The organism is Streptomyces sp. NBC_00209, from assembly GCF_045206345.1.
Lineage (GTDB): Bacteria > Actinomycetota > Actinomycetes > Streptomycetales > Streptomycetaceae > Streptomyces.
Genome location: NZ_CP108121.1, coordinates 5,930,202 through 5,954,534, shown reverse-complemented (window position 1 = coordinate 5,954,534; position 24,333 = coordinate 5,930,202). Strand labels below are relative to the sequence as shown.

Annotated in this window: 24 protein-coding genes; 5 read left to right on the top strand and 19 right to left on the bottom strand. The window is 73.0% G+C overall.

Features of this window, described 5'->3' with window-relative positions; translation table 11 throughout:
• Positions 1 to 133 precede the first annotated feature (133 nt).
• From OG867_RS27085 to infC, 5 genes are all read right to left on the bottom strand, one after another.
• The gene (locus OG867_RS27085; protein ID WP_328899327.1) at positions 134 to 1,246 is read right to left on the bottom strand and encodes a PAS domain-containing sensor histidine kinase; all 1,113 of its coding nucleotides are present in this window, start codon (positions 1,244 to 1,246) and stop codon (positions 134 to 136) included.
• Positions 1,247 to 1,394: 148 nt separating this feature from the next.
• Positions 1,395 to 2,237: an RNA methyltransferase gene (locus tag OG867_RS27080; RefSeq protein WP_328899328.1), complete on the bottom strand. Its 843-nt coding sequence runs from the start codon at positions 2,235 to 2,237 to the stop codon at positions 1,395 to 1,397.
• A gap of 120 nt (positions 2,238 to 2,357) precedes the next feature.
• Entirely contained in the window at positions 2,358 to 2,741 is a 384-nt protein-coding gene (gene rplT, locus OG867_RS27075; RefSeq protein ID WP_003970214.1) for a 50S ribosomal protein L20, read from the bottom strand.
• 107 nt (positions 2,742 to 2,848) lie between these two features.
• On the bottom strand, positions 2,849 to 3,043 hold the full coding sequence (gene rpmI, locus OG867_RS27070) for a 50S ribosomal protein L35 (protein WP_099176763.1): 195 nt from the start codon (positions 3,041 to 3,043) through the stop codon (positions 2,849 to 2,851).
• 120 nt (positions 3,044 to 3,163) lie between these two features.
• Positions 3,164 to 3,832 (bottom strand): translation initiation factor IF-3, encoded by a 669-nt coding sequence (infC, locus tag OG867_RS27065; RefSeq protein WP_328904266.1) that lies wholly within the window; start codon positions 3,830 to 3,832, stop codon positions 3,164 to 3,166.
• A gap of 387 nt (positions 3,833 to 4,219) precedes the next feature.
• Here infC and OG867_RS27060 point away from each other — a divergent pair, with 387 nt between their 5' ends.
• The gene (locus tag OG867_RS27060; RefSeq protein ID WP_406289213.1) at positions 4,220 to 4,582 is read left to right on the top strand and encodes a DUF1844 domain-containing protein; all 363 of its coding nucleotides are present in this window, start codon (positions 4,220 to 4,222) and stop codon (positions 4,580 to 4,582) included.
• Positions 4,583 to 4,655: 73 nt separating this feature from the next.
• On the opposite strand, the gene OG867_RS27055 is transcribed toward OG867_RS27060, so the two are convergent.
• The 4 genes from OG867_RS27055 to OG867_RS27040 all read right to left on the bottom strand — a co-directional run bounded on the left by OG867_RS27055 (position 4,656) and on the right by OG867_RS27040 (position 8,116).
• Complete coding sequence (locus tag OG867_RS27055) at positions 4,656 to 5,363, bottom strand: MIP family channel protein (RefSeq protein ID WP_406289211.1); 708 nt, start codon at positions 5,361 to 5,363, stop codon at positions 4,656 to 4,658.
• Positions 5,364 to 5,446: 83 nt separating this feature from the next.
• On the bottom strand, positions 5,447 to 6,175 hold the full coding sequence (locus OG867_RS27050) for an SseB family protein (protein ID WP_406289209.1): 729 nt from the start codon (positions 6,173 to 6,175) through the stop codon (positions 5,447 to 5,449).
• A gap of 34 nt (positions 6,176 to 6,209) precedes the next feature.
• Complete coding sequence (gene mycP, locus OG867_RS27045; protein ID WP_406289206.1) at positions 6,210 to 7,382, bottom strand: type VII secretion-associated serine protease mycosin; 1,173 nt, start codon at positions 7,380 to 7,382, stop codon at positions 6,210 to 6,212.
• Positions 7,379 to 8,116 carry a hypothetical protein gene (locus OG867_RS27040; protein WP_406291189.1) on the bottom strand — a complete coding sequence of 246 codons (738 nt, stop codon included), beginning with the start codon at positions 8,114 to 8,116 and terminating at the stop codon, positions 7,379 to 7,381. The genes mycP and OG867_RS27040 overlap by 4 nt, the downstream gene beginning before the upstream one ends.
• A gap of 303 nt (positions 8,117 to 8,419) precedes the next feature.
• Here OG867_RS27040 and OG867_RS27035 point away from each other — a divergent pair, with 303 nt between their 5' ends.
• Positions 8,420 to 9,622 carry an amino acid deaminase/aldolase gene (locus OG867_RS27035; protein WP_328899334.1) on the top strand — a complete coding sequence of 401 codons (1,203 nt, stop codon included), beginning with the start codon at positions 8,420 to 8,422 and terminating at the stop codon, positions 9,620 to 9,622.
• On the opposite strand, the gene OG867_RS27030 is transcribed toward OG867_RS27035, so the two are convergent.
• The 4 genes from OG867_RS27030 to OG867_RS27015 are packed head-to-tail and all read right to left on the bottom strand — an operon-like array spanning position 9,619 to position 14,158.
• Complete coding sequence (locus OG867_RS27030) at positions 9,619 to 10,554, bottom strand: DUF2510 domain-containing protein (protein WP_406289204.1); 936 nt, start codon at positions 10,552 to 10,554, stop codon at positions 9,619 to 9,621. The genes OG867_RS27035 and OG867_RS27030 overlap by 4 nt on opposite strands.
• Before the next feature lie 22 nt (positions 10,555 to 10,576).
• Positions 10,577 to 11,365 carry a 3-oxoacyl-ACP reductase gene (locus tag OG867_RS27025; RefSeq protein WP_328899336.1) on the bottom strand — a complete coding sequence of 263 codons (789 nt, stop codon included), beginning with the start codon at positions 11,363 to 11,365 and terminating at the stop codon, positions 10,577 to 10,579.
• Between the two features lie 6 nt (positions 11,366 to 11,371).
• Positions 11,372 to 12,736: an aldehyde dehydrogenase family protein gene (locus OG867_RS27020; RefSeq protein ID WP_406289202.1), complete on the bottom strand. Its 1,365-nt coding sequence runs from the start codon at positions 12,734 to 12,736 to the stop codon at positions 11,372 to 11,374.
• 54 nt (positions 12,737 to 12,790) lie between these two features.
• Positions 12,791 to 14,158 (bottom strand): glutamine synthetase family protein, encoded by a 1,368-nt coding sequence (locus OG867_RS27015; RefSeq protein ID WP_406289200.1) that lies wholly within the window; start codon positions 14,156 to 14,158, stop codon positions 12,791 to 12,793.
• A gap of 107 nt (positions 14,159 to 14,265) precedes the next feature.
• On the opposite strand from OG867_RS27015, the gene OG867_RS27010 reads away from it, so the two are divergent.
• Positions 14,266 to 14,949: a gamma-glutamyl-gamma-aminobutyrate hydrolase family protein gene (locus OG867_RS27010; protein ID WP_328899339.1), complete on the top strand. Its 684-nt coding sequence runs from the start codon at positions 14,266 to 14,268 to the stop codon at positions 14,947 to 14,949.
• Here OG867_RS27010 and OG867_RS27005 read toward each other — a convergent pair.
• From OG867_RS27005 to OG867_RS26995, 3 genes are all read right to left on the bottom strand, one after another.
• Positions 14,946 to 15,905, bottom strand: coding sequence for an aminoglycoside phosphotransferase family protein (locus OG867_RS27005; RefSeq protein ID WP_406289198.1), 960 nt, complete (start codon positions 15,903 to 15,905; stop codon positions 14,946 to 14,948). The genes OG867_RS27010 and OG867_RS27005 overlap by 4 nt on opposite strands.
• Positions 15,902 to 16,402, bottom strand: coding sequence for a GNAT family N-acetyltransferase (locus tag OG867_RS27000; protein ID WP_406289195.1), 501 nt, complete (start codon positions 16,400 to 16,402; stop codon positions 15,902 to 15,904). Before OG867_RS27000 ends, OG867_RS27005 begins: the two co-directional genes overlap by 4 nt.
• Positions 16,403 to 16,475: 73 nt before the next feature.
• Positions 16,476 to 17,405 (bottom strand): LysR family transcriptional regulator, encoded by a 930-nt coding sequence (locus OG867_RS26995; RefSeq protein WP_406289192.1) that lies wholly within the window; start codon positions 17,403 to 17,405, stop codon positions 16,476 to 16,478.
• 70 nt (positions 17,406 to 17,475) lie between these two features.
• On the opposite strand from OG867_RS26995, the gene OG867_RS26990 reads away from it, so the two are divergent.
• Entirely contained in the window at positions 17,476 to 18,618 is a 1,143-nt protein-coding gene (locus tag OG867_RS26990; protein WP_406289189.1) for a TDT family transporter, read from the top strand.
• 28 nt (positions 18,619 to 18,646) lie between these two features.
• On the opposite strand, the gene OG867_RS26985 is transcribed toward OG867_RS26990, so the two are convergent.
• The 3 genes from OG867_RS26985 to OG867_RS26975 all read right to left on the bottom strand — a co-directional run bounded on the left by OG867_RS26985 (position 18,647) and on the right by OG867_RS26975 (position 23,056).
• A complete protein-coding gene (locus tag OG867_RS26985) occupies positions 18,647 to 19,192 on the bottom strand; it encodes a helix-turn-helix domain-containing protein (RefSeq protein ID WP_018103775.1) in 546 nt (181 codons plus the stop codon).
• A 173-nt stretch (positions 19,193 to 19,365) separates the two neighbouring features.
• A complete protein-coding gene (locus OG867_RS26980) occupies positions 19,366 to 21,999 on the bottom strand; it encodes an ABC transporter permease/substrate binding protein (protein ID WP_406289184.1) in 2,634 nt (877 codons plus the stop codon).
• Positions 21,992 to 23,056, bottom strand: a complete 1,065-nt coding sequence (locus tag OG867_RS26975) for a betaine/proline/choline family ABC transporter ATP-binding protein (protein ID WP_328899348.1) — start codon at positions 23,054 to 23,056, stop codon at positions 21,992 to 21,994. Before OG867_RS26975 ends, OG867_RS26980 begins: the two co-directional genes overlap by 8 nt.
• A 320-nt stretch (positions 23,057 to 23,376) precedes the next feature.
• Between OG867_RS26975 and OG867_RS26970 the strand changes: the two genes are divergently transcribed.
• The gene (locus tag OG867_RS26970; RefSeq protein WP_406291187.1) at positions 23,377 to 24,285 is read left to right on the top strand and encodes a 5'-3' exonuclease H3TH domain-containing protein; all 909 of its coding nucleotides are present in this window, start codon (positions 23,377 to 23,379) and stop codon (positions 24,283 to 24,285) included.
• Positions 24,286 to 24,333: the final 48 nt, after the last annotated feature.

The window sequence follows — 24,333 nt, the reverse complement described above, 5'->3', positions numbered from 1 at the left end:
GCTGAGTGCTGCGCTTACCGGGGGATACTCCCGGACCCCCGTGACCTCGCTCGAAGACCGGAGGACGCAAAGGTGCCAAGGGTCGAGTCTAAGGGTCGCGGGGCGGGTGGGGCGCCCGTGGGCCGCTCGGGCCTCAACTGAGATAGGCCGGCGTGCTCACGGGCAGCATAAATCGGAACTCCGCGCCGCCTCGGGGGCCGCGGCCGACCGTGATGGTGCCGCCGTGGGCCTCGACGATGCCCTTGACGATGTAGAGGCCCAGCCCCGTGCCGCCGCGCTTGCTGCCCCGCCAGAAGCGGGTGAAGACGCGGCTCATCGACTCCTCGGGGATGCCGGGACCTTCGTCGCTCACGGTGACGGCCGCTCCCCTCTCGTCGCTCTTCGCCGGTGCGGGTGCCACGTCGATGGTGACAGTTCCCTCGCCGTGCCGCACCGCGTTTTCCAGCAGGTTGCCGAGCACCTGGTCGACCTTGTCCGGGTCGGCCCACACCGCGGGCAGCGGCTGCAGGGTGCGGACGAGGAAGCGGCCGGGGTCCTGGCCGGCCGCGGTGTGCGCCTGGACGTGGCGCTCGACGGCGGCGGACAGGTCGACGGGCTGGCGGCGCAGCTCCAGGCGGCCGGAGTCGATCCGGGAGATGTCCAGGAGCTCGGTGATGAGGCGGGTGACCCGGTTGGCGTCCGCGTACACCGTCTCCAGCATCAGGCGCTTCTGGTCGTCGGTGAACCGCTCCCACTTGGCCAGGAGCGTCGCCGTGAAGCCCTTGACCGAGGTCAGCGGCGAGCGCAGTTCGTGGGCGACGGTCGCGATGAGCTCGGCGTTGCTGCGCTCGGTGCGGCGGCGGGCCTCCGTGCCGCGCAGGCTGACGACCAGGCGGCGGACCGGTCCGGTGGGGGTCTCGCGCACGTAGCGGGCGGAGACCAGGACCTCGCGCCCGCCGGGCAGCAGGAGGTTGCGCTCGGGCTGGCCGGTCCGGGTGGCGAGGCCGCCGTAGGGGTCGGTCAGCTCCCACCAGCGGCGGCCCTTGAGGTCCTCCAGCGGCAGCACCTGCTCGACCGGGCGGCCGAGGGCGGCGGTCTCCGGCACGGCGGTGATGCGGGCGGCGGCGGCGTTGAAGCAGACGATCCGGCCGGTCCCGTCCGCGACGACGAGCCCGTCGGGCAGGTCGTCCGGGTCCAGCCCGAGGCCGCCCGCTGTGTCCGCGACGCCCGTCCGTGCCGCACGCGGTCCGCTCATGCCGACAGCCATTCCGTACCCCACTCTCGACCGGTGCGGTGGGCCCGGGGGGCGCCTTGCCGGTCATGGCCGGGTCCACGAGTGCGTCACCCTACTAGCCGTCGGTGACGGAGCGACACCCTGTGGCGGCTCTCCGTCGAAGCGGGGGCGCCCGGCGGGGTCAGCCGGTGGTGCGGCGGGGGCGCTGGGCGCGCGCGGAGGCGTACAGGCAGACGGCGGCGGCGGTGGCGAGGTTCAGGCTCTCCGCCTTGCCGTGGATCGGCACCCGCACCACGGCGTCGGCCAGGGCACGGGTCTCCTCCGGCAGGCCCCACGCCTCGTTGCCGAAGACCCAGGCGGTGGGCCCGCCCATCGTGCCGGCGTCCAGCTCGTCGTCCAGGTCGTCCGCGCCCGCGCCGTCGGCGGCCAGGATGCGGACGCCCGCCCCGCGCAGCCCGCGTACGGCCTGTTCGACGGGGACGCCCACGGCGACCGGCAGGTGGAAGAGCGAACCGACCGAGGCGCGCACCGACTTGGGGTTGTACAGGTCGACGGAGGCGTCGGTCAGGACGACCGCGTCGGCGCCCGCCGCGTCGGCGCAGCGCAGCACCGTGCCGGCGTTGCCGGGGTCGCGGACGTGGGCCAGGACGGCGACCAGCCGGGGCCGGGCCGCGAGGATCGCGTCGAAGGGCGAGTCGAGGAAGCGGCAGACCCCGATGAGGCCCTGCGGGGTGACGGTCTGGGAGACGTCGGCCAGGACGTCGGCGCCGGCGAGGTGGACGCGGGCGCCGGCCGCGTGGGCGGCGTCGATGATGGCGGCGTAGCGGTCGGCGGCCTCGACGGTGGCGAAGAGCTCGACCAGGGTCGGTTCGCCGTCGTCGCCCCGGTGCTCGGCGGCCTCGCGCACGGCCTGCGGCCCCTCGGCGATGAACCTGCGCTCCTTGCCGCGGAAGGTGCGCCTGGCCAGCCGCCGGGCGGCGGCGACCCGCGGCGAACGCGGGGAGATCAGTTCAGGGATGCCCATGGTCGGCGGCGAGCCTCTCTGCGTACGAAGGTGCGGGTCGTGACAGGTGGTGCAACGCACCGGACCCGCAGACGGCGAGCGCCTGCGGGTCCGGCTCACAACCAAGAAGTACGGCCTGGGTCAGGCGGCCTTCGGGGCGTTGACGTCGCTCGGGAGGGCCTTCTGGGCGACCTCGACGAGGGCGGCGAACGCGTTGGCGTCGTTGACCGCGAGCTCGGCCAGGATCTTGCGGTCCACCTCGATGTTGGCGGCCTTCAGACCCTGGATGAGGCGGTTGTACGTCATGCCGTTCTGGCGGGCAGCCGCGTTGATGCGCTGGATCCAGAGCTGACGGAAGTCGCCCTTGCGCTTCTTGCGGTCGTTGTAGTTGTAGACCAGGGAGTGGGTGACCTGCTCCTTGGCCTTGCGGTACAGGCGCGAGCGCTGACCGCGGTAACCGCTGGCGGCCTCGAGAATTGCCCGGCGCTTCTTGTGGGCGTTGACTGCCCGCTTGACGCGTGCCACTTGTTAACTCCTTGTAGCGGGGCCGTGGTTGTACTCACACGGCCCGGAAACGATTGGGTCCCGGTCGGATCGAGGGCGCGTCCCCGGGCTCACCGGGGACGACGGCCTCACTTGCCGAGAAGCTTCTTGACCTTCTTGGCGTCGGCCGGAGCCACAACGACCGTGCCGGTCAGCGAACGCGTCTTCTTGGACGACTTGTGCTCGAGCAGGTGGCGCTTGCCGGCCTTCTCGCGCAGCACCTTGCCGGAGCCGGTGATCTTGAAGCGCTTGCTGGCACCGCTGTGCGTCTTGTTCTTCGGCATCGCGCCGTTCTCTCCTCGTCAGTGGCGCCCCTCTCGGTGCGGGCACCGAACCTCAGGGGCGTCAGATCTTGATGGGGGTTCCGGGGGGACCCGGGGGTGCCTGGGTGGCACCCCCCGCGGTCACGCCTCGGAAGGTGTCTCGGCCTCGGCCTCGGGCGCCGCCTCGGCCGGAGCCTCGGGGGCCGTCTCCTCGGGCGCGGCGTCGGGGGTGTTGTTCCCCTGGCGCTCCGCCTTGCGGGCGGCCTGGGCCTCGCGGGCCTCGGCCATGGCTTCGGTCTTCTTCTTGTGCGGGCCCAGAACCATGATCATGTTCCGGCCGTCCTGCTTCGGGTTGGACTCGATGAAGCCGAGTTCCTCCACGTCCGAAGCGAGACGCTGGAGCAGTCGGAAGCCCAGCTCGGGGCGGGACTGCTCACGACCACGGAACATGATCGTGATCTTGACCTTGTCGCCCTGCTTGAGGAACCGAACGACGTGACCCTTCTTGGTGTCATAGTCGTGCGGGTCGATCTTCGGCCGGAGCTTCATCTCCTTGATGACCGTGTGCGCCTGGTTCTTGCGCGCCTCACGGGCCTTCATGGCCGACTCGTACTTGAACTTCCCGTAGTCCATGAGCTTGCACACGGGCGGACGGGCGGTAGCCGCCACCTCGACCAGGTCGAGGTCGTACTCCTGTGCGAGTTCCAGGGCCTTGGCAAGCGGCACGATCCCGACCTGCTCGCCACTGGGACCGACAAGTCGCACCTCGGGCACGCGAATCCGGTCGTTGATGCGGGGCTCGGCGCTGATGGATCCTCCTCGGTAGCACCACGCGACCGCCTGGCGGACAGCCGCGTAACGTCTGTTTCAGACAGACCAACCGCATCGGAGCAACAAAAAATGCCCCGGACGGGACACAGGCGGGGCTCCTGGAAAACCGGAACACCGCCGCGGTGAACCGCGGGGCGCATCGGGCGGTTCCATCGTCCGTACGGAACGATGGGGACCACCTGACCGGTGACCCGCCGCCCTGAGGGCGGTCAGGTGGGAGAACGGAGCCTCCACTTGTGGGCCGGGCACATAGCTGTCCGGCCGGTCGTTACACAAGGTTAGCAGCTTGGCCGAGCGGGCACCAACCGGCCGTCTCACCGGCTCCCGCAGGCGAAGGGCCGTCGCCGGGGGCCTATCGTAAGGCGCATGAGTGACGCGACCCCCAGCAGTGATTCCCCCGGCTTCGACGAGATGGCCCGCGACATCGCGGAGGTGCCCGCCGTCGAGGTGATCGTGACGGTCGCCGTCAACCTGATGAGCGCCGCCGCCGTGAAGCTCGGCCTGACCGAGGACGGCGACGCGCACAAGGACCTGGACGAGGCCCGCAAGCTGGTCCACGCGCTGGCCGGCCTGCTGGACGCCAGCACCACCGAGATCAGCTCCTTCCACGCCGCCCCGCTGCGCGACGGCCTGAAGTCCCTCCAGCTGGCGTTCCGCGAGGCGTCGGTCGTCCCGGACGAGCCGGGCAAGGGCCCGGGCGAGAAGTACACCGGCCCGGTCTTCGGCTGAGCTCCTCCCCTCCTGCGTACGCGAGCCCCCTGCCGGTCCACCGGCGGGGGGCTCTTCGCTTCGGGGACGGGGGTCAGATCTCCGCCGCGGTCTCCCCGCCGCGCATGGAGGGGTGCGTCAGCCGGTGGACGAGTGCCGCGAGCAGGCCGCCGGCCAGCGGGGCCACGATGAACAGCCACAGCTGGGAGAGGGCCGCGCCGCCCGCGAACAGGGCCGGGCCGAGGCTCCGGGCCGGGTTGACCGAGGTGCCGGTGAGCGGGATGCCGACCAGGTGGATCACGGCGAGGGAGATGCCGATCGGCAGTCCGTCGAAGCCGACGACCGCCACCTTGTGGGTCACCGCCAGGACCACGAAGACCAGCAGGAAGGTGAGCACCACCTCGGCGAGGAAGGCGCCGCCGATGTTGATGTGCACGTCGGAGCGGTCACCGTAGCCGTTGCTGCCGAAGTGCCCGCTGGTCTTCAGCCCCGGAATCTGCTTGGCCAGCAGGAAGAGCAGCGCCGCGCCGGCGATGCCGCCGAGGAACTGCGCGATCCAGTACGTCACGGCCGTGCGCACGTCGATCCGCCGCGCGGTCAGCATGCCGAGGGTGACCGCCGGGTTGATGTGGCAGCCGGAGACCGGGCCGAGGGCGTAGGCGAGTGCGAGAAGCACGAAGCCGAACGAGAGCGCGATGCCCACGACCCCGATGAACTGGGTGCCCAGCACCGCCGAGCCGACACCGAAGAAGACCAGCAGCAGGGTGCCGAGGAACTCCGACACGGCTGTCCGCGTCCGCATACAACCACCTCGCGAAGATCGTTCCTTTTCTTCGCAATTCTCCGGCTGTGTACGGCTTCGCGCGCGCTGAGCCGTGCGGGTGATCAGCGCGTGAACAGCGGCTCACCCGGTGTGTTCGCCCCGGCCGGGAGCAGCGCGAGGTCCAGGCCCCGGACCAGCCGGGCGCGCAGCACCTCGTCGGCCGCCAGCGCGCGGGCCACCCGGCCCGCCGCCTGGGCCGGGTCGGCGTCGGGGGCGAGGACCAGGGCGAGGGTGCCGTCGGCGCTGCCGGGGCCGAGGTGGGCGCGGAGCACGGCGGGCTCGGCGGCGACCGCGGCGCGGACGGCGGCGGTGACCGCGGGGTCGTCCAGCGGGTCCGCGCTGGTACGGCCCTCGGCGAGAGCGCGCAGGGCGGCCCCGGTCAGCTCGAAGGCCACCGGCCCCGCGAGGTCCAGCACCACCGTGTCGGCCTTCTCGTGCGCGGCGGCCTGGAGCGCCTGGTGCAGGGGTACGGCGACGGGGCGGGCCTGCGGGTCCCACCGGGCCAGTGACGCGGTGGAGGTGAAGGCGGGCAGGGCGCGGCGGTCGCCGGCCTGGAGGGTGGGCACCGCCATGTCGCTCGTCTTCTCGCGCCGCAGCCCCCTCTCGTCCTCCTCCACCTCGCCCAGGACGGCCACGACAGGGACGAGGAGCCGGGCGCTCTTCAGCGCTTCGAGGACCGGCGCGACGGCGCGGCGGTCCTCGGCCCAGCCGGCGAGTGCCGAGGCCAGGGTGGGGTCGGCGGTGCCGTCGTCGTCGGAGAAACCGGGGTCCGGGATGTTCTTCTGCGCCACAGGGCGAGCGTAGTGCCTGGCCGGCGGCGCCCGGTCAGCGGTTCCGGGTGAACGGGGGGCGGCCGCGCCACAGCAGCACGCCCGCCACCAGCAGGAGCACGCCGAGGCCCCCGGCCGCCGGGGCGAGCCATCCGGCCGGTCCGCCGTCCTCGGGCTCGGGCGTGGGTCCGGCGCCGAAGTACCGCTCGCGGTAGCCCGCCGGGGCGGAGTCGCCGCGCGCGTCGGCGGAGCGCAGGCCGCCGCCCGCCTCGATGGCCGCCGCCGGGTCGACGATCCCGTAGCCGCGTGCGTCGTCGCGGCCATCGGCGGGGGCGTCGCGCGCGGTGTCCGTGAGCAGCTTCCTGATCTGCGCGGGTGTGAGCCCGGGGTGCGCGGACTTCACGAGGGCCACCGCGCCGGAGACGAACGCGGCGGCGGCGGACGTGCCCCACTCCACGTAGTACTTGTGGTCGGGCGCCGGTACGACGATGTCGTCGCCGGGGGCGCTCACGGTGGCGTACCAGCGGCGGGTGGAGAACGAGGCGTGGGTGCCGTACCGGTCCACGGCGGCGGCCGCGATGACCCCGGGGTAGGCGGCGGGGTACGAGATGTGGTCGCCCTTCTCGCCGCCGTTGCCGGCCGAGGCGACGACGACGGCGCCCTTCTTCAGCGCGTACTGGACGGCGGCGTCCTCGCCGGGCTCGGGGTGGGCGGACTCGCTGTCGTCGCCGAGGGAGAGGTTGATGACGTCGGCGCCGTGGTCGGCGGCCCAGCGGATGCCGTCGGCCAGCGCGGTGCCCCGGGTCCTGCGGGCCTCGGCGCGGTCCGGGTCGCTCGCTTCGAGGATGACGCGGACCGGCAGGATCCTGGCCTCGGGCGCGATGCCGAGGACGCCGTCGGCGCGCCCGCTGCCGTGGCCCCGGCCCGCGATGATCCCGGCCATGGCGGTGCCGTGTCTGGCCCATGCCTTGTCGCCGCGCCCGGCGCCGAAGCCGATGAGGTCCTTGCCGGGCAGGACCTGGCCCGCGAGGTCGGGCAGGCTGCCGTCGACCCCGGTGTCGACCACGGCGACGGTGACGCCCTTGCCGCGCGTGCTCTCCCAGGCCCGGTCGGTGTGCATGGCGGCCAGGCCCCACTGCTGGGCCCGGATGGTGTCGGCCCCGGCGGGGGCCGCGGGGAGCAGGACGAGAGCGGTGGCCGCGCAGAGGACGCCCAGGGCGTGTTTCATTCCGGCTGCTCCGTGAGGTCGGCCACGTGGGTGCGCAGGGCGCGTTCGACGCCGTCGGACAGGCCCTTGGCCTCGTGGCCGAGTCCGGCCTGCGCGGCGGGGGTCGTGGCGCCGTCGGCCATGGCCCGGTCGGCGGGCTGGGGCGGGGTGCTCACGCGTCCGTCGGCGAACCCGGTCACGGCGAAGGCGACGACGGGGATCTCGGTCAGTACGTGGACGGACCAGCTGGCGCGCTGCCGGGCGCCGAAGGAGGCGGCCGGGCTGTCCTTCACGGGGTAGGTGCGGGGCATCAGGTCGGTGCGGCGGTCGAGGTGCCGGCCGGCGAACCGGGCGCCGAGGGCCCGCATCGCGTCGGTGTCGGCCTCGGTGAAGGCCAGCCCGACGGTGGTGACGCTGCTGGCGGTCGCGTCGGTGTACGTGGCGCGCAGGACGTGGGCGCAGCCGACCGTACGCAGCGTCTTGGCGAGGAGCGGGTCGAGCGCGTCGGCGCAGCCGCCGTCGGGGGCGACGGCGAGCCTGGTCCAGACCCGGTCGGCGCCACCGGGCCCGGTGCCGTCGCCCTTCAGGGTGCGGGGGAAGAGGGTGTCCACGGGGATGCTGTGCCAGGCTTCCCGGCCGACGGTGTACGCGCTGCGGGCGGCGGGGTCGTCGTCGGAGCCGGCGGTGAGCCGGCTGCCGGCGGCGGCCCCGGCGATCAGCCCGAGCCCGAGGACGCCGCAGACGCCGGCGGCCACGGTCCGGCGGGGGCGGGCGGGCACCTCGGGGGGCGGCCACGCGGCGGGGGTCGGTGCGGGCTCGTACGGCGGGGTCGTCGGGCGGGGCGGGACGGGGGCGCGCCGCGCTTCGGTGCTCATCCGCCCCCCTGGTCCGTTCCGTACCGCGCGTCCCTCCGCCCGCGTGGGCGGGACCCCGTTCGCCGCGTGGGCGTCACTCTACGGGCTGCGGAGACCCGGGCGGGAGCGGGCGGTCCGCGCACCGGCCGATCTGCACGGATCATCCCCCTACCCAGCGGTAGAACCGTCTGGCAAGCTGCGGCCATGACTGCCCGAGCCACTGACCGGGCCCGTTACGACCGGGCCACCGCCCATCTCGACGCTCCCGTAGCCGTCGTGGATCTGGAGGCGTTCGACGCCAACGCGGACGATCTCGTCCGCCGGGCGGCGGGCAAGCCGGTGCGGGTGGCGAGCAAGTCGGTACGCTGCCGGGCCCTGCTGGAACGGGTGCTGGCCCGGCCCGGGTTCGCCGGGATCATGTCGTTCACGCTCGCGGAGTCGCTGTGGCTGGCCCGGGCCGGCTTCGACGACGTGCTGCTGGCGTACCCCTCCGCGGACCGCCCGGCGTACGCGGAGCTGGCCGCCGATCCGAAGCTCGCCGGCGCCGTCACGGTGATGGTGGACGACCACGCCCAGCTCGACCTGATCGACGCGGCGCGGGCGGGCGGCACGCAGGAGATCCGGGTCTGCCTGGAGCTGGACACCTCGCTTCGGATGCTCGGCGGCCGGGTCCGGATCGGGGCCCTGCGCTCGCCACTGCGCTCCCCCGCCCAGCTGGCCGACCTCGCCAGGTCCGTGGTCCGGCGCCCGGGTTTCCGGCTGGTCGGGCTGATGGCGTACGAGGGGCACATCGCGGGCGTCGGGGACTCGGTGGCGGGGCGTCCGCTGCGGTCCCGGGCGATCCGGCTGATGCAGGCCACGGCCCGTAGGGAGCTGGCGGCCCGGCGGGCCGAGGTGGTGCGGGCGGTCCGGGCCGTGGCGCCGGACCTGGAGTTCGTGAACGGCGGCGGCACGGGCAGCGTGCAGCACACGGCGGCGGAGGACGCGGTGACGGAGATCGCCGCCGGTTCGGGGCTGTACGTGCCGCGCCTGTTCGACAACTACACCTCGTTCACGGCCCGCCCGGCGGCCCTGTTCGCGCAGCCCGTGGTGCGGCGGCCGGGCGTGGGCGTGGTGACGGTGCTCGGGGGCGGTTATCCGGCGTCGGGCGCGGCCGGGGCGGACCGGCTGCCGGTCCCGTATCTCCCGGAGGGGCTGCGCTACGACCCGCAGGAGGGCCCCGGCGAGGTGCAGACCCCGCTGCTCGGCGCCCCGGCCGACGATCTGCTGATCGGTGACAAGGTCTGGTTCCGGCACGCGAAGGCCGGTGAGCTGTGCGAGCGGTTCGACGCGCTGCACCTGATCGAGGGCGACCGGGTGACGGCGACGGTTCCGACGTACCGGGGCGAAGGCCGTACGTTCCTCTAGCCGGCCGGGTGCTCGACCGCGCTGCCGACGCCGCCGTCCGTCGCTTTCCCGCCGAGGGGGCGGATGCCCTTCGTGAGGGTGTCCATGAGGGCCAGGGACGGTCCGTCGGGGCCGGCGTCGAAGGCGTACCGCACGATGACGGGCGACTCGCTGCCGACGGGTGAGGGGAAGGCGAGCGTCTGCACGTAGCCGCCGGGGCCCTTGGCGGTGGTGACCTTCCAGCGGATGTAGTAGCCGGTGCGGCCGACGACGGTGACCTCGCCCGCGGCGGTCTGCCGGTGCGCGGTGATGCCGCCGTGGATGCGCCGACCGACGATGTCCTCCTCGTAGGCGCGGTCGGCGGCCTCGGCGATGTCCTCCTTGGCGAGGGCTTCGGGCGTGGTGGCGTCGGTGCCACCGGGGGTCCGGGTGGTGACGGTGCCGGGGTAGCAGTACGAGGAGGACGCGCCGGGGCAGTCGTACGAGTCCTTGGTGCGCATCGTGAGCAGCTGACCGGACGTCCGCTCCGGCCGCTCCCAGCCGTCCGGGATGGGCAGCGTGATGCCGTTGAGCTGGTCCGTGAGCACGTTCGCGGCCTCGTGCGCGGGTGTGCCGTCCGGTGAGGGGTCGTCGTCGCCGGGCACCCCGTCGGTGCCGGTCCGGGTGGGCGACTGCGAGGCGTGGGCGGTCGGGGCCTCCGGGTCGTCGTTCCGGGTGAGGAGCACGGCCCCGGTCACGACGGCGCCGACGACGACCGCCCCGGCCACCACGAGCGCGACGGCCCGGGCGCTGCCGCCGCCCTGCGGGGCCGGAGCCGGGACCGGCATCGGCGCGGGTACGGGCGCGGCGGCGGGTGCCCGGGTGTGAGCGGTCCACGCCGTCCCGTCCCACCAGCGCTCGGTGCCGGGCGCGGCGGTGTCCGGGTACCAGCCGGGCGGCGTCGGGTAGCTCATCGCTCCACTCTAGGAGAGAGGACTACAGCGGTGTCACGTAGGCACCCGAGATGCCGCCGTCCACCAGGAAGTCGGTGGCGTTGACGAAGGAGGAGTCGTCGCTCGCCAGGAACGCGACGGCGGCGGCGATCTCGGTGGCCTCGGCGAACCGGCCGAGCGGAATGTGCACCAGTCGGCGGGCCGCCCGCTCCGGGTCCTTGGCGAACAGCTCCTGGAGCAGCGGGGTGTTGACCGGTCCGGGGCAGAGCGCGTTGACGCGGATGCCCTCGCGGGCGAACTGGACGCCGAGTTCGCGGGTCATCGCCAACACCCCGCCCTTGGAAGCGGTGTACGAGATCTGCGAGGTGGCCGCGCCCATCCGGGCCACGAAGGAGGCGGTGTTGATGATGGAGCCGCGGCCCTGGCGGCGCATATAGGGCAGGGCGGCCTTGCAGCAGAGGTAGACGGAGGTGAGGTTGACGTCCTGGACGCGCTTCCACGCCTCCAGTTCCGTGGTGAGGATGGAGTCGTCCTCGGGCGGTGAGATGCCCGCGTTGTTGAACGCGATGTCGACGGAGCCGTAGGTGTCGTCGGCGGTACGGAACAGTTCGGCGACCTGTCCGGGGTCGGTCACGTCGACGCGTACGAAGGTGCCGCCGACCGCTTCGGCCGCCGCCTCGCCGGCCTTCGCGTCGATGTCGCCGCAGACGACGTGCGCGCCTTCGGAGGCGAGCCGGTGGGCGGTGGCCAGGCCGATGCCGCTGCCGGCGCCGGTGATGACGGCGGTGCGGCCGACGAGGCGGCGGCAGCTGGTCCCGTGGTCCGTGGTCATGGCGGTTCAGACCTCCGTGCTCAGGAAGACGTTCTTGGTCTCGGTGAAGGCGGTGAGGGCGTCGGGCCCCAGCTCGCGCCCGACGCCGGACTGCTTGAACCCGCCGAACGGGGTCCAGTAGCGCACCGCCGCGTGCGAGTTGACGGAGAGGTTGCCCGCCCGGACGGCCCGGGACACGCGCAGGGCGCGCCCCACGTCGCGGGTCCAGAGCGAGCCAGCGAGCCCGTAGTCGGTGGCGTTGGCGAGCCGCACGGCGTCCGCCTCGTCCTCGAAGGGCAGCACGACGGCGACGGGCCCGAAGACCTCTTCGGTGGCGACGGGCGCGTCCGCCGGGACGCCGGTGAGGACGGTCGGCGGGAACCAGAAGCCGGGCCCCTCGGGCGCGCTCCCCCGGATCGCGTCGGCGCCGTCGGGAACGTAACCGCGTACGCGTTCGAGCTGGGTACGGGAGATGAGCGGGCCCATCCGGGTCCTCTCGTCGGCGGGGTCGCCGACGGTGTACGCGGCGAGGGCCGGGGCGAGGTGTTCCAGGAAGCGGTCGTACGCGGAGCGCTGGACGAGGATGCGGGTGCGGGCGCAGCAGTCCTGGCCGGCGTTGTCCAGGAAGGAGTCGGGGGCGGCGGCCGCGGCGGCCTCGATGTCGGCGTCGGCGAAGACGATGTTGGGGCTCTTGCCGCCGAGTTCGAGGGTGACCCGCTTGAGGCGGTCGGCGCATTTGGCCATGATCCGCTTGCCGGTGCGGGTGGAGCCGGTGAACACGATCTTGGCGACGTCCGGGTGTTCGACCAGGGCGTTGCCCGCCTCGTCGCCCGCGCCGGGCAGGACCTGGAAGAGGTGTTCGGGCAGGCCCGCCTCCAGGGCGATCTCCGCGAGGCGGAGGGCGGTGAGCGGGGTGGTCTCGGCGGGCTTCAGGATCACCGCGTTGCCGGCGGCGAGGGCGGGGGCGGTGCCCCAGGCGGCGATGGGCATCGGGAAGTTCCACGGGGCGATGACGCCGACGACGCCCAGGGGTTCGAGGATCGTGAGGTCGATGCCGCCCGGGACGGGGATCTGCCGGCCGCTGAGGCGTTCCACTCCCCCGGCCGCGTAGTCGAGCAGGTCGCGGACGTTGCCGGCCTCCCAGCGGGCGTTGCCGAGGGTGTGGCCGGCCTCCCGGACCTCCAGCCGGGCCAGTTCCTCGGTGCGGGCGTCGACGGCTGCGGCGAACCGGCGCAGCAGCCGGGCCCGGTCGGCGGGGGCGAGCGCGGCCCAGGTGCGCTGGGCGGCGGTGGCCCGGACGACGGCGGTGTGGACGGCCGGGGCGAGGGTGGCGGGGACGGTGGCGACGACCTCTTCGGTCGCCGGGTTCAGGACGTGGTGCTCGTGGATCACGTGGTCCTCACAGCGGTCGTGGCCTCGCGGGCGTCGTGGGCACAGGCGTCGCACTCACAGGCGTTCGAAGGAGCGGCGCAGTTCCCAGTCGGTCACGGCCGCGTCGAAGGCGTCGAGTTCGACGCGGGCCATGGTGCGGTAGTGCGCCACGACGTCCTCGCCGAACGCCTCGCGGGCGAGTTCGCTGTCCTCCCAGAGCGCGGCGGCCTCGCGCAGGGTGGCCGGGACGTGCTCGTACGCGGCGGTGTAGGCGTTTCCCTCGCAGGGTTCGGGGAGTTCGAGCTTGTGCTCGATGCCGTACAGCCCTGCGGCGACGAGTCCGGCGACGGCCAGATACGGGTTGACGTCGCCACCGGGGAGCCGGTTCTCGAAGCGCAGCGAGGCACCGTGGCCGACGACGCGCAGGGCACAGGTGCGGTTGTCGTGGCCCCAGGCGACGGCGGTCGGGGCGAAGGAGCCGGGGCGCAGCCGCTTGTACGAGTTGATGTTGGGCGCGAAGAGGAGGGCGAGGTCGCGCAGGGCGGCGAGCTGGCCGGCCAGGAAGTGCTGCATCACGGGCGACATCCTCCCGTCCGCACCGGCCATGACGGAGCGTCCGGGGCCGGTGGTGGAGCGCAGCGAGAGGTGGATGTGGCAGGAGTTTCCCTCGCGTTCGTTGAACTTGGCCATGAAGGTGAGCGCCATGCCCTCCTGGGCGGCGATCTCCTTGGCGCCGGTCTTGTAGACGGCGTGCTGGTCGCAGGTGACCAGGGCCTCGTCGTAGCGGAACACGATCTCGTGCTGGCCCGGGTTGCACTCGCCCTTGGCCGACTCGACGGCGAGACCCGCGCCCGCCATCTCGTTGCGGATGCGGCGCAGCAGGGGCTCGACGCGGCCGGTCCCGAGGACGGAGTAGTCGACGTTGTACTGGTTGACGGGGGTCAGGTCGCGGTAGCCCCGGTCCCATGCCTGTTCGTAGGTGTCCTTGAAGACGATGAACTCCAGCTCGGTGCCGACGTGCGCCGTGTAGCCGTGTTCGGCGAGGCGTTCGAGCTGGCGGCGCAGGATCTGCCGGGGCGCGGCGGTGACGGGCGCGCCGTCGGCCCAGGCGAGGTCGGCGAGGACCAGCGCGGTGCCGTCGTGCCACGGCACCCGGCGCAGCGTGTCGAGGTCGGGGCGCAGGGCGAAGTCGCCGTAGCCGTTGTCCCAGGAGGACATGGCGTAGCCGTCGACGGTGTTCATGTCGGTGTCGACGGCGAGGAGGTAGGCACAGCCCTCGGTGCCGTGGCGGACGACCTCGTCGAGGAAGAAGGGGGCGGCGAAGCGTTTGCCCTGGAGCCGCCCCTGCATGTCGGGGAAGGCCAGGACGACGGTGTCGATCTCCCCGCCGTGCACGAGGCGGCGCAGGTCTCCGAGGGCGAGCGGGGCGGTGCGGTCGGACACGGGCGGGTCCTCTCCTCGCGGGCCGGGCAGGTCCAAATCTATGGGCAGGGCGGGTGTTGTGGGTACGGTGCCGGGGTGTTCCGCGCGCCGTACGAGGGAGAGCACCCGTGAACCGTCCGCTGGTCGGGATCAGCACCTACCTGGTGGCTTCGGCGCGCTGGGGCGTATGGGATCTGCCGGCGGCGCTGCTGCCCGCCGGGTACGCCCGGATGGTGCGGGAGGCGGGCGGCCTGGCCGTGCTGCTGCCGCCGGACGCGCCCGATGCCGCGGCGGAGACCGTGGCCCGGCTGGACGCGGTGGTGGTGGCGGGCGGCCCCGATGTGGACCCGGCGCGTTACGGGGCCGGGCGCGATCCGCGTACCGGGCCGCCGGCGCCGGAGCGGGACTCCTGGGAGGCGGCGCTGACCGGCGCGGCACTGGAGTCGGGGACGCCGTTGCTCGGGGTGTGCCGGGGGATGCAGCTGCTGAACGTGGTGTGCGGGGGCACCCTGACCCAGCATCTGGACGGCCACACCGGGGCGGTGGGCGTGTTCGGTTCGCACCCGGTGACGCCGGTCCCGGGCACCCGCTACGCGTCGCTGGCGCCGGAGGTGTGCGCCGTGCCCACCTACCACCACCAGGCCGTGGACCGGATCGGCACCGGCCTGGTGGCGTCGGCGCACGCGGCGGACGGCACCGTGGAGGCGGTCGAACTCCCCGGAGACCACTGGGTCCTGGGGGTGCAGTGGCATCCGGAGATGGGCGAGGACTTCCGCGTGGTGCGGGGTCTGGTGGAGGCGGCAGGCGCTTAGAGCCGCTGCCGGAGCCAGGTCAGGGCGGCGGCGCCCTGCGCGGCCTGGAAGGCCCGGAGCGTCGGCAGGCCGGGCGGGTCGGGGCGCAGCGCGTGCTCCGCGAAGTACCCGGCGACGGCGGCGAGTACGGCGGTGACGGCGTCGGGGTCCGCGTCCCGGCCGAGCGGGTGGGCGGTGAACAGGGCCTCCGGATCGGGGCGGCCCGTTCCGGAGGCGTAGCCCTGGGCCGCCACGCACGGGAGCATCACCAGCAGATCGAACCAGGGCGCGGCGCGCACCGCGTGCGGCCAGTCCACGAAGACGGTCCGGTCCCCGGTGAGCAGGATGTTGTCGGCGCGCAGGTCGCTGTGGGCGAGGGTGTCCCCGGCGGCGGCCTCGGCCCAGCCGGATTCCAGCTCCGCGAGGACGGCGAGGCGGTCGGCGGCCCAGGGGTGGAGGCGGGCGTCACCGCCGGCGGCGTGCAGGGTGCGCCAGCCGTCGAACATCGAGGACTTGCCCCGGACGGCCGAGGTCACGTCGGCCGGGGCCGGGGTGAGAGCGCGGGAGAGGTCGCCGATGGCCGTCAGGACCCGGTCCAGCTCGGCCCGGTCCCAGGGCACCCGGGGCTGGCGGCCGTCGATGTCCTCCAGCACGAGGGCGACGCAGGTGCCGTCGTCGTACGAGCCGAGCAGCCGGGGTACGGGGGCGTGTGCCGGGAGCAGCGCGGTGTGCCGGATCTCGGCGCGGTGCATGTCGGGGCTGTCCGGATTCACCTCGGCGCTCACCGCCTTGACGAAGGCCCGGCCGCCGTTCGCGAGGCGGACCCGGGCGGCGACGCCGGGCGAGAAGCCGCCGTTCTGGGTGCGGGCCTCGGTGACCGGTGCGCCGAGGATGTCCTCGACGGCCGCGCGTACGGCGGCGGGCAGGCCGGACCAGGGGCGGCGGACGCCCTGCGCGGGCGGTGCGGTGGCGGTCATCGGTGCGTGCCTTCCGGTCCGTCCGGTGCGGTGGCGGCGGTCCACGTCAGCGGGGTGGGGCCGGTGAGGTCTCCGTAGCCCAGCGAGCGGTACAGGCCCTCGCCCTCGGGCGTCGCGGTCAGGTTGATCCGGGAGCACCCGGCCTCGACCAGGTGGTCGTGGACGGCCCGGAAGGTCAGGCGGGCGTATCCCTGCCGCCGGTGGGCGGGGTCGGTGGCGACCGAGGCGATGTGCCCGACGTACGGGGCACGGTCCGGCCGGGGCAGCGACCACATGTACTGGCCGACCGTGCTGGACAGCAGCCGGTCCCCGGCGTCGATCACATAGGCGACGAAGTGCGGGTCGGTGGCGAGCCGTTCGCGGAAGTACGCCTCGCACACCGGGGTCCAGTCGGCTTCCGGGACGTCGCCCATGGAGGCGAGCATGACCAGGCGCAACCGGGTGACTTCGGCGGCGTCGTCCGCTCCGGCCCTTCTCAGGTGCGGCGAAGTGCTCATGGAAGTCCTCTCGGTGGGGTGCCGTGCCCCGCAAGGGTGTCGTGCGCGGCCCGGGCGCGTCGCCCCCTTTTTTTCAGGCGCCGGCGGGTGTCCTCGTCAGCGCGAGCAGGTCGCGGGCCGGGCCCGTCGGGCGGTGGCCCGAGGGCCAGACCGCGCGCAGTTGGCGGCGCAGCCGGGCCCCGGCGATCGGGACCTTGACCAGGCGGCGGGCGGACAGCTCCTCGCCGAGCGCGAGCTCGCTCAGGACGCAGGGGCCGGCGCCGCTCTCCGCCGCGCCCTTGACCGCGGTGGTCGAGGAGAGCTCCAGGAGCGGCGGGGCCAGCGGGCCGTGGACGGCGAGCGCGGCGTCCAGGACCTGACGGGTGCCGGAGCCGTGCTCGCGCAGGATCAGCGGGGTCGCGGCCAGTTCGCCCGGGGTCAGCGGGGTGCGGCGGCGGGCCCACGGGTGGGCGGGGGCGACCACCACGACGAGGCGGTCGTGCGCGATGACCGTACCGTCGAGTCCGGCCGGGACGGACAGCCCCTCCACGAAGCCCAGGTCCGCCTCGCCGCTCAGCAGCCGCTCGGCGACGACCGCGGAGTTCCCGGCGAGCAGTGAGACCGCGGTGCCGGGGCGTTCGGCGCGCAGGGCGATGAGCCAGCCGGGGAGCAGGTATTCGGCGATGGTCATGGAGGCGGCGACCCGCAGCCGGGAGTCGCGGCGGTCGCGCAGCGCCTGGGCGCCCGCATCGAACGCCTCGGCGGCCTCCACGACCCGGCGCGCCCAGTCGGTGACCAGGGCGCCCGCGTCGGTGAGCCGGGAGCCGCGGGGCGAGCGGTCGAGGAGGGCGAGGCCGAGCTGCCGCTCCATCGAGCGGACCCTGCTGCTGGCGGCGGGCTGGGTGATGCCGACGTCCCGGGCGGCCCGGCCGAGGCTGCCGTGCCGGGCGACGGCGAGGAGCAGTTCCAGCGCGCCCAGGTCGGGCACCCGGTGGGACAGGGGGACGGGCGGTTCGCTGGGCATAAGTCCAGTTTATGACCTCATAGGTCGGTGCTCCCTGGTGGGGTCCCGCTGCGCGGCAGAAGATCATGGCATGGCCATCTATCTGCGGACCCGCCCCGCTCCCCCGTACTCCGACACCCTCCGGCGGCCCGCGCTGCGCCACTTCGGGCCCAACTGGTACGCCACGGTGATGGGCACCGCGATCGTCGCGAGCGCCGGCGCGGCGCTGCCGGTGCGGGTACCCGGGCTGCGCGGCGCGTGCACCGTGGTGTGGCTGTTCTCGGCGCTGCTGCTCGCCGCCGTGCTGGCCGCCCGCGCCGGGCACTGGGCCGCCCATCGCGACCAGGCGCGCGCCCATCTCGCGGACCAGGCCGTCGCGCCGTTCTACGGCTGCCTCTCGATGGCGCTGCTGGCCGTCGGGGGCTCCGGCATGACCGTGGGCAGGGACCTCATCGGGCACCCGGCGGCGCTCGCGCTGGACGTGGTGCTGTACACGGCGGGCACGGTGACCGGCCTGGTGGCGGCCGTGGCGGTCCCGTATCTCATGATCGTGCGCCACCGGCCGGAGCCGGGCACCGCGTCCCCGGTGTGGCTGCTACCGGTGGTGGCGCCGATGGTGTCGGCCGCGCTCGGCCCGCTGCTCGTGGCGGAGCTGCCCCCGGGCCAGGGGCGCGAGGCGCTGCTGCTCGGCTGCTACGCGATGTTCGGGCTGAGCCTGCTGGCGACGCTGGTCATGCTCCCGCTGGTCTTCGGCCGGCTGGTGCACGGGGGGCCGCTGCCGCTCGCCCTGACGCCCACCCTGTTCCTGGTGCTCGGCCCGCTGGGCCAGTCGACCACCGCGGTCAACGCGCTGGCCGATGTGGCGCCGGGCGCGATCGGGGCCCCGTACGCCTCGGCGCTGCGGGCCTTCGCGGTGCTGTACGGGGTGCCGGTGATGGGCTTCGCCCTGATGTGGCTGGCCCTGGCCGTGGCGCTGGTGGTGCGGGCGGTACGGGGCGGGATGACGTTCTCGATGACCTGGTGGGGCTTCACGTTCCCCGTCGGCACCTGCGTGACGGGCGCGTCGGGCCTGGCCCGGCACACCGGACTGACCGCGTTCACCTGGCTCGCCGTCGCGCTGTACGTGCTGCTGGTGTCGGCGTGGGCGGTGGCGGGCGTACGCACGGTGCGCGGGCTGCTCAGCGGAGCGCTGCTCGCAGCACCGCGGGCGTCGGTGGCGGCCCGTACCGCCTGAGCGTCCCGCCGTCGGCGGCCCCGGGCGGTCAGCGCCTGGGGTCGGACGTCGCGTCGATGTGCTCGGCGACCGCGACGCACAGCAGCCGGGTGCCGGGGAGGGTGGCCCGCCAGCGGTGGCGGACCCCGCCGGACAGGAAGAGCGTGTCGCCCTGGACCAGCCGGTAGGCCCGGCCCTCGGCCTCCACTTCGGCGGCGCCCTCGGCGACGTACAGGAGCTCGTCGTTGCGGTGCTGGAACTCGCGCCCGAGGTCGAGCTCCCCGGTGAATTCCAGGGCGCTGAGCTGGTGGCGTCCGCGGACCACCCGGTGCACCCCGTCCTCCTGGGCGGCGCGCACGACGTCGACCGCGCGTGCCGAGTCCGCGGCGGCGCGCAGCCGGGCCGTGGTGGTCTCCAGCGCCTCGGCGACCCGGTCGAGCGACCGGGCGCTGGGTCTGGCGCGCTCGTTCTCGATCTGGCTGAGGAACGGCACGGAAAGGCCGCTGCGCGAGGCGACGGCGGCCAGGGTGAGTCCCAGGGATCTGCGCTGTCGGCGGACCGCGGCGCCCACCCGGAGTGTTTCCTTCTCGTCCATGTCCGGCTCCCTCCCGAAACGCCATCCTTCCGGTTGTGGGCCCGTCGCGCACACCGTTACGCCAGGACGGCCCGGAAAGTGAGCACACCGGAACGCCGGAAGGGGTGGATCGCGCCGTCGGCGCGATCCACCCCTTCACGGGCTGCGGCCCTGGTGGGGGCCGGTGACGGCTCCTACTGGGGGGCCATCTTGTCCGCGATGCCCGGGTTCTTCTCCATCCAGGCGCTCACGGCTTCCTCTTCATGCCCTGTACCGAGCTTCTGGATCTGGTTCTCCAGGCCGGCGAGCTGCTCCTCGCTCAGCTTGAAGTTCTTGAACCACTTCGTCAGCTGCGGGTAGTTCTCCGGGAACTCCTTGGAGGCGATGGTGTGCAGCCGGTCGCCCTCGCCGAACGCCTTCTTCGGGTCCTGGAGCTTGGTCATCTTGTACTCGCTGTACGCCCAGTGGGGGGTCCACAGCAGGACGGCGATGGGGTCCTTCTTGGCGTACGCGCGCTTCAGCTCGGCGAGCATGCCGGGCGTCGAGGCGTCGACCACCTTGTACTCGTCGTCCAGACCGTAGGCCGGGAGCACGTTCTTCTTCAGGTTCTCCATCGTGGCGGTGCCGGGCTCGATGCCGACGATCCGGCCCTTGAACTTCGAGCCCTTGCCCTTGAGGTCGGCCAGGGACTTCACGTCCTTGACGTAGTCGGGCACCGCGACCTCGATGGAGGTCGGGCCGTACCAGGAGCCGACGTCCGTCAGCTTGGAGCCGTACTTGTCCCAGTAGTTCTTCTGGGTGAACGGGAGCCAACCGTCGAACTGCACGTCGATCTGGCCCCGCGACATCGCGGTGTACATCGGACCGACCTCGAACTGCTTGAGGTTGATCTTGTAGCCGCGGTCCTCCAGGACGGCCTTCCACAGGTACGTGGCGGCGATGTCCTCCTCCCAGGGGAACCAGGCCATCTCGACCGGGCGGTCGCGCTCGTCCTTGCCGTTCGCGCCCTTGGCCGGCGCGGACTTCTTCACCGGGGTCCACTTGTCGGCGACGTCCGGGTTGGCCTTCAGCCAGGTGCGGACGGCCTCCTGCTCCTTGCCGGAGCCGCTCTTCTGGATCTGGGCCTCAAGGCTGGTGAGCTGGTCCTCGCTCATCTTGAAGTCCTTGAGCCACTTGGCGACCTCGGGGTTGTCCCCGGTGAAGCCCTTGCGGGTCAGCGTGTGGATGCCGTCGCCCTGGCCCCAGAGGTTCTTGGGGTCCTTGAGCTTGGTCAGCTCGAACTGGTTGTACGCCCAGTGCGGCGACCAGAGCGGAACGACGATCGGTTCCTTCTTGGCGTACGCGCGCTTCAGCTCGGCCAGCATGGACGGCGTGGAGCCGTCGACGACCTTGTACTCCTTGTCCAGGCCGTAGCCCGGCAGGATCTTGTCCTTGAGCAGGCCCATCTCACCGGCGCTGGGCTCGATGCCGACGACCCGGCCCTTGAACTTCGAAGCCTTGCCCTTGAGGTCGGCCAGGGACTTCACGTCCTTGACGTACGAGGGAACGGCCAGCTCCAGCGAGGTGGGGCCGTACCAGGAGCCCATGTCCTCCAGGCGGTCCTTGTACTTCTTCCAGTACGTGGCGTGGGTGACCGGCAGCCAGGAGTCGGTCTCGAAGTCGATCTGGCCGCCCGCCATGCCGGTGTACAGCGCGCCGGCCTCGTACTGCTTGACGTCGACCTCGAAGCCGCGCTGCTCCAGCAGCTCCTTCCACAGGAAGGTGGAGGCGATGCCCTCGTCCCACGGGATGTAGCCCATGCTGATCTTCTTGCCGGCGCCGATGTTCTTCGGGTCCGACGCGGTCGTGGACTCGTCGTCCGAGGAGCCGAAGATCCCCATGCCGCCGGCGACGAGCGCCAGGGCGACGACCCCCGCGACGGCGACGACGGGCTGCGGGCGGTGGTGCCAGATCTTCAGGCCGCCGGCCATCGACTGCGCCTTGGCGAGCGCGCGGCGGGCGAGCGGGGAGACCTCGCGGCCCAGGGCGCTGGTCATCCGGTCCAGGTACATGGCCAGGATGACGATGGAGACACCGGCCTCGAACCCCAGGCCGACGTCGACGTTGCCGATGGCCCGGTAGACGGAGCCGCCGAGGCCGCCGCCGCCGACCATGCCGGCGATGACCACCATGGACAGGCCCAGCATGATGACCTGGTTGATGCCCGCCATGATCGTGGGCAGGGCCAGCGGCAGCTGGACCCGCAGCAGGGTGTTGCGGGAGGTCGTGCCGAACGCCTCGGCCGCCTCGACCAGCTCACCGTCGACCTGGCGGATGCCGAGTTCGGTCATCCGGACGCCCGGGGGCAGCGCGAAGATGATGGTGGCGATGATGCCGGGAACGACACCGACACCGAAGAAGATCACGCCGGGGATCAGGTAGACCATGGCGGGCATGGTCTGCATGAAGTCCAGGACCGGCCGGGTCACCGCGCTCACCGTCTTGGAGCGGGAGGCCCAGATGCCGAGCGGCACCGCCAGGACCAGCGTCACGATCGTCGCGACGAGCACCAGCGTGAGCGTGTCCATCGCCTCGTCCCACAGCTCGACCGAGTCGATGAGGGCGAAGCCGACGAACGCGAGGATTCCGGCGAGCAGACCGCGCAGCCACCAGGCGATGACGGCGACGATGCCCGCGAAGAGCAGGGGCGCGGGAGCGGAGAGCACGGCGGCGATGCCGTCGAACATGCCGCTCACGACGGAGCTGATGAAGTCGAAGAGCCAGGAGAGGTGGGTCTGGAGCCAGTCGACCGCGGAGTCGACCCAGTCGCCGAGATGGAGCCTAAACACCGGCCACCTTCTTCAGCGAGGTCGCGGCGTCCTGCGGAGCCTGGGCGGGGGTCATCGGCTCGCCGAGCACGGCGAGCAGCCGCTCACGGGGCACGACGCCGAGGAGCTTGCCCTTGTCGTCGGTCACGGCGACCGCGACCCGGCTCTGCGAGCAGGGCGTGAACAGCTCGATGATCGGCGTGGACTCGGTGACGGTGGCCGGGGTGGCCCGCAGCACGTCGTCGGTGTTCCGGATCTCCTTGCCCTGGTCGCAGAGCGTGCCGATGACGGTGTCCGTCTCGGCCATGATCGCGCCGGCGGTCAGCACCCGGGCACGGTCCACGTCCTGGGTGAAGGAGGCGACGTAGTCGTTGGCCGGGGTGACGAGGATGTCCTCGGCGGTGCCGAGCTGGACTATCTCGCCGTCGCGCATCACGGCGATGCGGTCGCCGAGGCGCATGGCCTCGTTGAGGTCGTGGGTGATGAAGACGATGGTCTTCTTCAGCCGCTTCTGGAGCTCCAGGAGCTGGTCCTGCATGTCGCGGCGGATCAGCGGGTCGAGCGCGCTGAAGGACTCGTCCATGAGGAGCAGGTCGGCGTCGGTGGCGAGGGCGCGGGCGAGGCCCACGCGCTGCTGCATGCCGCCGGACAGCTCGTCGGGCCAGGACTTCTCCCAGCCGGCCAGGCCGGTCAGCTCCAGGGCCTCGGTGGCGCGGCGGTTGCGCTCGGCGCGCGGGACTCCCTGCACCTCCAGGCCGTACGCGGCGTTCTCCAGGACGCTCCGGTGGGGGAAGAGCGCGAAGTGCTGGAACACCATGCTGATCTTGGTGGAGCGGACACGGCGGAGCTCGGCGGGGCTCAGGGCGGTCAGGTCCTGGCCGTCGAAGAGCACCTGGCCGGAGGTGGGCTCCAGCAGGCCGTTGAGCATCCGCAGCAGAGTGGACTTGCCCGAGCCGGACAGACCCATCACGACGAAGATCTGGCCCGGTTCCACGGTGAACGAAGCGTCGATCACCGCTGCGGTGGTTCCGTCGGCGCGCAGCGCGTCGCGGCCGGTGCCGCTCCGCAGCTTCTGCACGGCTTGATCGGGTCGTCTGCCGAACACTTTGTACAAGTGCTCGGCTTGCAGCCTGGACACATACACCTCACGCGTTGAACCGAGAACGGTCTGCCACCCCCGCCGGCAGACCGTGGAGCGGCACGGATTCTGTCCGCATGGCACGTGCAGTAGTTGAAAACGCGACGTGCTCCGCTCCGATGGCGCGCCTGCCCCGGCTTATCCGGAGCAAACGCAAGAGTGACCTGGATCACATAAAGCAGCCTGGTTTTCCGGGAACCGCGTCCGCGGCGGCCCCTGTCGGTGCCGTGCGGCATCATCGGCGTGTGACGCGACGCCTGATGCTCCTCGACACCGCTTCCCTCTACTTCCGCGCCTACTTCGGCGTGCCCGACTCGGTGCGCGCGCCGGACGGCACCCCGGTCAACGCCGTGCGCGGGCTGCTGGACTTCATCGGCCGCCTGGTGCAGGACCACCGGCCGGACGACCTCGTCGCCTGCTGGGACGCGGACTGGCGGCCGCAGTGGCGGGTCGACCTCATCCCGACGTACAAGGCGCACCGGGTGGCCGTCGAGACCGGGGCGGGCGTGCCCGACGAGGAGGAGACGCCGGACACGCTGGCCCCTCAGGTCCCGGTGATCGCGGACGTGCTGGACGCGCTGGGCATCGCCCGGGTCGGCGCCGAGGGGTACGAGGCGGACGACGTGATCGGCACGCTGACCGGGCGGGCGGCCGGCCCGGTCGACATCGTCACCGGCGACCGGGACCTGTACCAGCTGGTGGACGACGCCCGCGGGGTGCGGGTGCTCTACCCGCTGAAGGGGGTCGGCACCCTCCAGCTGACGGACGAGGCGTGGCTGCGCGGGAAGTACGGAGTGGACGGCCCCGGGTACGTGGACCTGGCGCTGCTGCGCGGCGACCCGAGCGACGGGCTGCCGGGCGTGCCCGGGATCGGCGAGAAGACGGCGGCGAAGCTGCTGGACGCCTTCGGTGGTCTGGCCGGGATCATGGCGGCGGTGGACGATCCGGCGGCGAAGCTGACGCCCTCGCAGCGCAAGCGGCTGGACGAGGCCCGCGCCTATGTGGCCGTCGCGCCGAAGGTGGTGCGGGTCGCCGGTGACGTACCGCTGCCGGACTTCGACCCGGCGCTGCCCGCGGCGCCGCGCGATCCGGCCGCCCTCGACGCGCTCGCGACCCGGTGGGGGCTGGGCGGGGCCCTGCAGCGTCTCCACTCCGCACTGCGAACCTGAGGTGTTAAGTTAGGTCACCCTAAGGCCGATGTGGGCATCGGTGGACGG